Raw genomic sequence first — 9,667 nt, 5'->3', positions numbered from 1 at the left:
ATTGGAAGGCGAGAGCTTCATCCAGAATGGCGCGGCCGCAGCCCTTGGCATTGCCGAGATCGAGGCGCTTGCCGCCGGCTCGAAACTAACGGCGAGCAATGTGAGCTCCAATCTGGCGATGGTCGAGGCCGGGCTCGGCGTGACTATCCTGCCTCGGCTTTGCCGCTGGAAATCCAGCCACGCCGTTCGCTTCGTTCCGCTTGCCGATCCACGATCGAGCCGGACGGTCGGCTGGATCGCCAAGGAAGGTCGCAACCTGCAGCCGGCATCGCTCAGGTTCATCGAATGCATGCGCCTGCAGACGCGGGCGAGCGAGGGAGAATTCGGTTATGCGGCGGCGTGAATGGCGGGTGACCAGATGACGCGCATGACGCAAGCCCGGATCGAGACGCTGGCCTGCACCGCCCTGATGCGTCACGGCGCCAGCGGAACACAGGCCGGGGCGCTGGCCGCCGGCATCGCGGCGGCCGAACGCGACGGCCTGAAGTCGCACGGCCTGATGTATCTACCGACCTATTGCGAACATCTGAACTGCGGAAAGGTCCTGGGATTGGCTGAGCCTCGCCTGACACGACCGGCTCCGGCTATCGTCGCTGTCGATGCCGGCAACGGCTTCGCGCACGCCGCCATTTCCGTCGGCCTGCCGCAATTGATCGAGGCGGCGCGTTCGCAAGGTCTCGCGGCGCTCGCCATCCGCAACTCCTACAATTGCGGCGCGCTTGGCTATCACACGGAACGGATCGCCCGGGACGGCCTGGTCGGGCTGGGCTTCACCAACGCGCCGGCCTCGATCGCGCCCTGGGGCGGCCGCAAGGCGGCCGTTGGCACAAATCCCTGGTCGCTGGCGGTTCCCGACGGGCAAGGCGGCGCGCGCTTCGTCATCGATCAGAGCGCGAGTGTCGTCGCCAAGAGCGAAGTCATCAAGCGGGCTCGCGCCGGCGAACCTCTCCCTCCCGGCTGGGCCTTCGACGCAAGCGGCGAGACCACCACCGATGCCGGCGAAGCGCTGAAGGGCACGATGGCGCCGGCCGGCGGCTATAAGGGCGTCGGCTCCGCCCTGCTGGTGGAGATTTTCGCCGCATGCCTGACCGGCGCCAACCCAGGGCTTGTCGCCAGTCCGTTCTCCGGCACAGCCGGAGGTCCCCCTGGGACTGGCCAATTCTTCCTGGCGGTCGCCCCCGACGCTACCTCGGGTGGAGCGTTCTCCGGAGCGCTGGAGATCGTCGCTGGCGCCTTCGCCGGCGAGGCCAGGCTTCCGGGGACACGGCGCTTTGCCGCGCGCGAGCACAACACACGCGAAGGCATCGAGGTAGCGACCGAAACGCTTGCCACGCTCGAAAAGCTCGCCGGGACAGCCGCATGACGACAATTGCATTGCGCCCGCCCGAGATCGTCATGCGCCTGCAGCGGCTTGGCGCGGCACATCCCACGCGGTTGAGTTTCCTGCGCCAGCTGATCCGCCGCGCCACCAACGAACAATGGCGTGTGCGCAAGGATGGGTTCGAACTGGACAACCATGGCTTCGGACGCGCGGTCTATGCGGTCGAGACGCCGGCAAGGGTCTACAGCCTTGTCGCGTTCTCGACGCCGCTCGATGATGAAAACCGCTCCGACCGGGTGATCGCGCAGGCCTGGGACACGAGCTACGTTCTTTACGACGGCTTGCCGGATCAAGCCGAAGTCGCCCGGCTGGAGGCGAATGCGCCTCTGCAGGAGGCCGGCCGCTACACGAGCCGCGAACTGGTGCTGGCGCGTGCCAACAAGAGCGTGCGACTGTTCGAGGAGGTGGCTGCGGCGCTGGCGCAAGGACAACAACCGGACGAGGAGCAACTGCTTGGCGTCGGCTATTTGCTCCGCACCACTGCGGTCTACGGCAACGGCAAGTTCGGCATTGCCGATCGGGACGAAATCGCGTCGCGGCCGGAGCTTGCCGGCTCCTTTCAGGCGGAGATGCTCACGGTCTGGCTGATCCGGTCCTTCACGCTCGATCTGGTCGATCACATCGCCCATCGCCGCAATCCGGCCGGCGCGGCGAGGCTGGCGCCGGATCTGCGCCGGGCGCTGGGCGTGGGCAATGCGACAGGCTTGGGCATGGCCCCTTTCCTCGTTCGCCATCCACTGCTGACGCATAGCTGGTTCCTGGCGCGTGAGACCGCGCTGGCAAGGGTTCGCGCCCAGCCGCATGCCGGCGAGGTGGAACGAAGCGGCTTTTCGGCGGCGCTCGCCGACCTGCGCCAACGTGTTGCCCGCTGGCACAGCGATGACAGACGTCAAGCCGCAGCAACGCGGTCGTTGGCCGACGATCTCGATGCGCTGGCGGAAAACCTCGAGCAGCTCCTGGCGAAGCCGTTGCCTTGGGATGCGCTCTATCGCTTTGCGGAAGATCGGTTCTCCCTGGAAGGGCAGGAGGCCTGCGTTGCGCTGATCCTCGAGCCGCATGGCGCGCTGATCGACGAACTCGGCGAGACCATGAAAGCCGACGAGACGCCTGGGTATGTGATCGAAGGCGGCATGAGCTGCGGTTCGCTCCGCCAGATGCTTCTCGACAGTTATTCCTGGGCGGCAGATATCGACTTCGTTGAACCGGCCGCCAACGCAAGGTTCTGGTATGTTTCGGCGGAGAAGCTCGAGCCCCGGCTTGGCGAACGCTTCGAGGAGGAGGGAGCCGACCTCGAACAACCCCTGGCAACGACGCGCGATGCGCTCAAGCTCGCTGCCGCGCTGGCGCAGGAAACCGCTTCAGCCAGTGTCGCGGAGTTTCTGCTTCGCTGGCCAGAGTGGCGCCATGCCGTGCGGCGCGCCCAGATCGTCGCCAAATTTCCCTATGCCGAGATCCACGACAATCTGATCGGCGCCGATCTGCGGCCTGTCGACATACTGCGCGCCAAGCTTGCGTTTTTCGGTGCGCGCAGTTTCGATCCGCGCTCGGATCGCTGGCTGCGGATCGCGCTGTTCAGTGGCGAGCCCTTAATCGAGGATGTCGCCACGGTTGCGGCGATGGGAGAGGTCGCATGATCGACCTCTCCCTCAACGAGGTGGAGACGCTGAGCACCAAGGCGGCTCGGGGCGCTGGATTTTCATGGGGCCTGGCCGAGGATATYGGACGGGCGGCGCGCCGGGTCGCTGTCGAAGATGAAAACTGGGGCCAGGCCTTGCTTGGCCTGCTCGACAATGCTCAATCCTTCGCGCCGCCGGATCTTTCGCGCACGGCGCGCTGGCGCATGGGCGAGGCTGATGTCGCTACCGGAAGGCCGCTCTGTCCGATCCGGACGGCAGCGCTTTTGCTCGACGATCCGCTTGAGGCGGGCGTGTTGCCGCTGACGATCCTCGATGTCGCTCTGCCGGTCTGGCTCGACGCCATGTTGCGCCGGTCAACCATGGGTTTAGCGCATCCGGTGGTGTTGCCCCGGGCCGATGTCGTCATCGAACGCCATCTGCAGATCGCGCAACCGGTCGCGGGCCGGCGCGGGGCAATCGACAGGGAGACGCTTGCCGCGCTCAATGCGTTTGCCGCCCGAACCTATGTGCCGGAAAGCGAAAGATCGCGCGCTCGCGGCGCCGGCGGGGGCCGCGTCGACGATTAGAGGGAGAACAAGACGATGAGCGCAGCCGACAGCCAGAAGATTGCCATGCGCGGAGCGGGCTACTATTCGGCGAACACGGTGGGAGCCAAGAACGTCATCGACAAGGTCGGCGACCTCGTCGTCAAGGCGGTCGCCAAGATGCCTCGGCTGGCCGACGACCAGCCATTTGCGGTAGCCGATTTCGGCGCGGCCGACGGCGGCACCTCGATGGACATGATGCGGCGGCTGGTCGGCGCCATCCGCGAAACGGAACCGCATCGGGCAATATCGATCACCTACACGGACCTGCCCCACAATGATTTCTCGACCCTCTTCCGGCTGAGTCAGGGACTTCTTGGCAACCCGACAGAGACTCCACTGGCCGACACACCCGCCCTTTACATCTTCGGCAGCGGAACGAGCTTCTATCACCAGATCCTGCCGGGCAATTCCTTGTCGCTCGGGTTCTCCGCTACCGCCATGCACTGGATCAGCAAAAGACCTTGCATGATTGCCGACCATGTCCAGGCGGTTGGCGCGACTGACGCCGAGCGCGCGCAATTTCGCGCCCAGGCTCTCAGCGACTGGGAGACGATCCTGCTTGCTAGGGCGCGCGAGCTACGATCCGGCGGCAGGCTGGCGCTAGCCAATTTCTGCGTCGATGAAGCGGGGCGTTATCTCGGACATACGACAGGGGTCGACATGTTTGATACTTTCGCACGGCATTGGCGCGACCTGCTTCGGGTCGGACGGATCAGCGAGACCGAATACGTCAGCGCGACATTCCAGCAGTTCTACAAGACGCCGACTGAGTTCGCCGCGCCATTCCGTGACCCCGCTTCGCCGGTGTCGCAAGCAGGACTGGAGCTGGAGACGATGTTCACCATGGTGACGCCGTGTCCCTACGCGGAGGCATTCCGGGTCCATCGCAACGCGGAGGAGTTTGCCCGGGGGTATGTCCCGACGCTCCGCTCCTGGTCGGAGACTGTTTTTGCAAACGCACTGGATTCCTCGCGGCCCGCGAACGACCGTTCCGCAATTGTCGATGATCTTTACGGCGCTTACGAAGCTGACGTCGCGTGCGCGCCCGAAGGGCATCGCATGGACTACGTCCACTGTGTGACGGAGATCGTCAAATCATAAGAGATATCCAGGTTTGCCCCGGGCTTTTTTCGTCGGCGCACGTTGACGACAGGAAAGGTCAGGTCGCGATGCGCCCACGTCACCCTCAATGTCTGCTTGTGAAGGTTCGCAGTCCGAAGCTGCCGGGCTGCTTTCGGTCCCAATTTGACATTTTTCACGGCTAAGTGAGGAACCATAGATCTGGTAGCACCCAACCGCATAACCGCTCCYATGCTGGATGATCCCAGGGTAAGTTTCCCTTGGATTTCAGAATCGGCATCGAGTGGCCGATGCGCGTCGGCGCAAAAGGGATTGAGAGAGGTCGCTGACGAGTTTCCTGGATATCCATCAGTTTCGCTCATCAGCCTCCGAAAAGAAGAGATACGCCTAGCGCGGGAAAATCCCACTCTTATTTGGTAGAAGCAAGGTGGCTAGACCTGCGCGGCTCGTTTGACCTATGTCCTCGGCCCCTCACGCGCAGCCGGAATTCAACGCTCCCGATCGTGCTTGAACTGCTGAGCCCACTGCAAATCCATTAGCCACGGTTCGCGCCGGTCGATCCAGAGTTCATATTCCGGAATGATGTCGCTTGTATCGACCTCGACGATTGATACGAATTCACCGGCTTCCAGCGTGTGATCAGAGGTAAGCTTGAGTGCCTTGATATCGTCGGGCTCGATCTGAAGGAATTCGTCTTTTGAAACCTCGAAGCCCTTCACCTGGTCTTGCGCGTCGACCGTCTTTCCTGTCTTCTCGTCGGCATAGACTCTTTTAACGGGAAGGCCGTCCTTGCGGTTCAGGATCTTGAAATGGATCTTCGAGGCCTCGCTGGTAGCACCGACAATCTTCACGCCGCAGGTCACGGAGCCAACCTTCAAGAAGCCTTTCCAGACAGCACAAGGCGCAACCATTTCATTCATCCTGTTTCCGGTCAGGGCAAACGAGCTTCCGTTCAAATCGTTCCTCCGCAGGCGGGCTTCAACGGAACGCCGTCACTCCGAGGGGTCGTCAAGGATCGCACGCACCTTTTCGGCGAGGTCCTCAAGGCTAAACGGTTTGGGCAAAAGCTGGGTGCCTGGGTCGAGAATGCCATTGTGAACGATGGCATTGCGTGTGTAGCCGGTGGTGTAGAGGACCTTGAGCCTTGGATTTTTGTTGCGCAGGATGTCGACCATTTGGCGCCCTGACATCTCCGGCATGACGACATCGGTGAACAGCAAGGACAATCGCTGCCCGGCCTCAATCATCTTGATCGCTTCATTGGGACCGCTGGCCTCGACCACCGTATAGCCCAGCTCACGCAGCGCTTCGGCGGAGACGGCACGGACACGATCCTCGTCCTCCACGACCATGACGACCTCGCTCGCAAGACCGCCGTCGATGGTGCGAGGCTGCGCTTTGTCGGCTTCCTGTTGCGCATCTCCGTAGTGCCGAGGCAGGTAGATCTTGACCGTCGTGCCTACGCCCGGTTCCGAGTAGATTTTGACGTTGCCGCCGGACTGGCGGACGAAACCGTAGACTTGGCTCAGGCCGAGCCCGGTTCCCTTGCCCACGCTCTTGGTCGTGTAGAAGGGGTCGAAGGCTTTCGCGAGAACCTCCGCAGACATTCCGGTTCCCGTGTCGGTCACCGCGATCAGCACAAACTGTCCGGCGGCGATGGCGGACTCACGCGCGTAGCGCTCGTCGACATAGGCGTTGGAGGTTTCGATGGTCAGCTTGCCGCCATTCGTCATGGCGTCCCGCGCATTGACGGAGAGGTTGAGAAGGGCGCTTTCCAACTGACTGGAATCCGCCTTGACCTGCCAAAGACCGGCGCCGAAAGCGGTCTCGACCTTGATCGTTTCGCCGAGTGTTCGCATAAGCAGGTCGGTCATTCCGCCGACCAGGCGGTTTGCGTTGATGGGTTCCGGCTTGAGCGGTTGCTGTCGCGAGAAGGCCAGCAAACGCTGTGTCAGAGCCGCGGCGCGGTGTGCGCCGTCCATTGCGCCTTCGACAAACCGACCAACATCAGTCTCGCCTTTTGCCAGTTTGCGCTGAAGCAGATTGAGCCCGCCAATGATAACGGCAAGCATGTTGTTGAAGTCGTGCGCGATGCCGCCCGTCARYTGGCCSACMGCCTCCATCTTCTGCACCTGGCGCAACTGCTCCTCCGCCTTCGAACGCTCTGCAACTTCCTCGATCACGCGCTGTTCAAGCGTGGAATTGAGCGTTTGCAACGCGTCTTCCGCGCGTCGTCGCTCGGCAAGTTCCCGCTCGGCCGCCTGGAACAGGCGGGCGTTGTCGATTGCCGTGGCTGCGTGGCCGGCAATACCCAAAAGAGCGGTCTCGTGTTCAGGCAGAAACTTGCCGGTTTCGGCATGGCCGAAGAACAGCCCACCCAGCACCCCTCCAGAGTTGGAGACGACCGGCACCGCCAGATAGGAGCGCACTGGCAGGTGGCCTTCTGGCATGCCTTTGCGAGGGGTGTTCTTGCCGTAGCGCGGGTCTTTCAGGATGTCGTCCGATCGAACCACGGCCGTCCCGAGAAAAGTCGGTTCGAATACTGCCGTCGCACGTGGCATTGGATAGTTTTCGAACGCTGAACGCGGGGCGCCGGAGAGGGCGTAAAGCATGTAGCTGCCGCCCTGGTCGTCCAGCACGTTGTAGAAGAACGCGCCGAACTGTGCCCCGGACAACTGCACGCCGGCGTCGGTCGTAATCTGGACGATCTTGTCGAGATCGAACTCGGCCGCCACCGCCGCTCCAGTATCATTCATGATCTTCAGATGGCGCTCGGCTTTCTTGCGGCCGGAAATGTCGATCACGGTGCCGATGAAACGGAGAGCCTTCCTGTCCTCAAAGATCGCATGGCCGCTTGCAGCCACCCAACGCTCTACACCATCTTCCAGGCCGATCGTTCGATACTCGATGTTGAAAGGTTCAGGAGCGTCAGGGGAAAGAGCTTTTCTCACCGCCTCATCCGCTCGAGCCCGATCATCGGGATGCAGGCCTGCGATAAAACTGCCTTCATAGGAAACGTCGTGATCCGACAGGATGCCGAACAGGGCGCGGCACTGCCTGTCCCATTGCAATCGGCCGGTGCCCGGATCGTAATCCCAGGTTCCAATTGACGCCGCCTGCGTGGCGAGGCTCAACCGCTCCGTGGTCTCGGCCGCCGCCTGGTCCGACCTTACCCTTTCGATATGCGCCCACGATCGTTCGGTGACCTCGGTGAGAAGCGCAAGCTCGTTCTGTGTCCATGGCCGTGCAACGCTGTCGTGGATCGCCATCAACGCCGTCAGGCGGCCCTCTTTGACCAGCGGCATACAGATCGTTGCGGCAATGCCTATGTTCACGAACGCTGCGGCTTCTTCCGGCGGCAATTCGGCAGCATTGGCATTGATGATCAAGGGCAAGCCCTGATGAAGCCGCAGGACCGCGAGCTGGCCAAARTCCTGCARGCTGTAGTAGCCGACGATGCTGGATGAGCCTTGCYTGTGCCAATCSCCACGGATSGTAAAGTGGTCCTGATCGGGCTCCATATCCGCATAGGCACAGATTGCCACGCCGAGATGCTGGCCAAGCATCCTTGTTGTGATTTCAAGGATCGCGTCTGCGTCGGTACTCTTTGCCGTTTCTTTTCCAAGTGCATCAAGGAAACGCAGACGGCTTTCGTTCTGGCGCAGTTCCGCTTGTGCGCGCCGTCGTTCAACGGCTGTGCGGGTCCGCTCGGCCATCTCGCKAACGAACKCGATCTCYTCCTCSRACCAGGAKCGCGGYCTKTCGTGGTTGAGGTAWAGTAGSGCRACRAAGCCRSCCTTTTCAGTGACCGGCATGTTGATSAAGGATTGAGCGCTGATCGCCTTCAGCGCCTCSGCRTTGTGGCTCGTSCGYGGATCCKTSTCGGCGTCYTCGMAGACAACSGTGATGCCGCGTTTGAGGTCCTCGATATACGTGCCGTAATCACGAAAATGCAGCACGCCGGCAAGGCTCTTGATGCCCGACGCATTCCAGTCGCGTTCGATTGAAATGGTCTCTTTCGCAAGATCGATCGTGCCATAACCGGCCCGGCTCACTTCCAGTTCCCGGCCAATGATTTCGGCCGCAGCGTAGGCCAGGTCGTCCGGGTTCTCAATAAGCCGAACAGCGTCACCGAGCTCGGCCAGCGCAGCGCTACGCTTCCTCGCGCGATACGTCTCGGTGACGTCGAACCCCTCGCAGAAAATTCCGGTGATGGTGCTGTTGCCGTCGTAGAGCGGCGCGTAGATGAACGTCAGGTATCGGCTCTCTTCAGGAGTTTCCTGCGAACGGCGAAAGCGAACCGGAACGCCTTGTGCCTCGAATGTCTTGCCGCTGCTGAACACTTCGTCCAGACGTTCGAAGAACCCTTGGCCTTCGAGGCTCGGAATAGCACTCCGGATTGGTCTTCCCAGCCAATCGTCGCTGTTGAACACAAGGCGATGGGCRTCRTTCAGGAATTCRACCACGTGGTCGGGGCCGCKCATKATGATGATGAAGCCGGGTGCCTGTTCGAACAGATTGATCTGACGTTCCGCAGCAAGGCGCTCGCGTCTTTCAGCAAGAAATCTGTCGGTCGTTTCCGTGCAGACGCCAAAGATTCCGCCCACCTTACCGGTGTCCGACCGAATGACCGGATTATAGGAGAACGCGAAGTGCGTCTCCTCCGGAGCGCCGTGCTTGTCGATCCGGATCTCGATGTCGTCCATGTGTACGGACTGGCCCTGGAAGACCTGGTCGAACATTGGGCTGATCATGTCCCAGGCCTCAGCCCAAACCTGCTGGCTGGGCAGGCCGAGAGCAGTCGGATGCCTTCGGCCAAGGATTGGAATGAAGGCGTCGTTGTAGAGCTAGATGCGCTCCGCGCCCCAGACAACAAACATGGGCTGAGCAGAATTCAGTATCAGATCGACGAGGGTCTTAAGCTCTGTTGGCCATGACGAAACGGGTCCGATCTGGGTCTTCTCTCCGATCTGGGTCTTCTC

General features: G+C 61.9%; 7 protein-coding genes. 5 read left to right on the top strand and 2 right to left on the bottom strand.

Translation table 11 applies throughout. The annotated features are described in order from the left end of the window. The 5 genes from AC1DX0_RS24795 to AC1DX0_RS24775 form a co-directional block, all read left to right on the top strand. The coding region (locus tag AC1DX0_RS24795) for a LysR substrate-binding domain-containing protein (RefSeq protein ID WP_477357173.1) at positions 1–343 on the top strand (343 nt) is incomplete at its 5' end. Continuing rightward, on the top strand, positions 344–1,363 hold the full coding sequence (locus AC1DX0_RS24790) for an Ldh family oxidoreductase (protein WP_477222644.1): 1,020 nt from the start codon (positions 344–346) through the stop codon (positions 1,361–1,363). Continuing rightward, the gene (locus tag AC1DX0_RS24785; RefSeq protein ID WP_477222643.1) at positions 1,360–3,015 is read left to right on the top strand and encodes a hypothetical protein; all 1,656 of its coding nucleotides are present in this window, start codon (positions 1,360–1,362) and stop codon (positions 3,013–3,015) included. The genes AC1DX0_RS24790 and AC1DX0_RS24785 overlap by 4 nt, the downstream gene beginning before the upstream one ends. Beyond that, complete coding sequence (locus tag AC1DX0_RS24780) at positions 3,012–3,584, top strand: DUF3726 domain-containing protein (RefSeq protein ID WP_477222642.1); 573 nt, start codon at positions 3,012–3,014, stop codon at positions 3,582–3,584. Before AC1DX0_RS24785 ends, AC1DX0_RS24780 begins: the two co-directional genes overlap by 4 nt. Before the next feature lie 15 nt (positions 3,585–3,599). Further along, positions 3,600–4,706 (top strand): class I SAM-dependent methyltransferase, encoded by a 1,107-nt coding sequence (locus AC1DX0_RS24775; protein ID WP_477222641.1) that lies wholly within the window; start codon positions 3,600–3,602, stop codon positions 4,704–4,706. A 467-nt stretch (positions 4,707–5,173) separates the two neighbouring features. Here the strand turns inward: AC1DX0_RS24775 and AC1DX0_RS24770 are convergent, their stop codons facing one another. Together AC1DX0_RS24770 and AC1DX0_RS24765 are read right to left on the bottom strand one after the other, a co-directional pair. Then, positions 5,174–5,605, bottom strand: coding sequence for a Ku protein (locus AC1DX0_RS24770; protein ID WP_477222640.1), 432 nt, complete (start codon positions 5,603–5,605; stop codon positions 5,174–5,176). 72 nt (positions 5,606–5,677) lie between these two features. Continuing rightward, positions 5,678–9,427: a GAF domain-containing protein gene (locus tag AC1DX0_RS24765; protein WP_477357172.1), complete on the bottom strand. Its 3,750-nt coding sequence runs from the start codon at positions 9,425–9,427 to the stop codon at positions 5,678–5,680. Positions 9,428–9,667: the final 240 nt, after the last annotated feature.

The organism is Mesorhizobium sp. P3_A9 (genome assembly GCF_056402975.1).
The sequence above is the reverse complement of the archived record's forward strand: the minus strand, read 5'-3'. Positions and strand labels throughout refer to the sequence as shown.

Bases quoted from the DNA above. Each gene is read 5' to 3' on its own strand.
- AC1DX0_RS24790 (WP_477222644.1), top strand. From the start codon at position 344: ATGGCGGGTGACCAGATGACGCGCATGACGCAAGCCCGGATCGAGACG.
- AC1DX0_RS24785 (WP_477222643.1), top strand. From the start codon at position 1,360: ATGACGACAATTGCATTGCGCCCGCCCGAGATCGTCATGCGCCTGCAG.
- AC1DX0_RS24775 (WP_477222641.1), top strand. From the start codon at position 3,600: ATGAGCGCAGCCGACAGCCAGAAGATTGCCATGCGCGGAGCGGGCTAC.
- AC1DX0_RS24770 (WP_477222640.1), bottom strand. From the start codon at position 5,605: ATGAATGAAATGGTTGCGCCTTGTGCTGTCTGGAAAGGCTTCTTGAAG.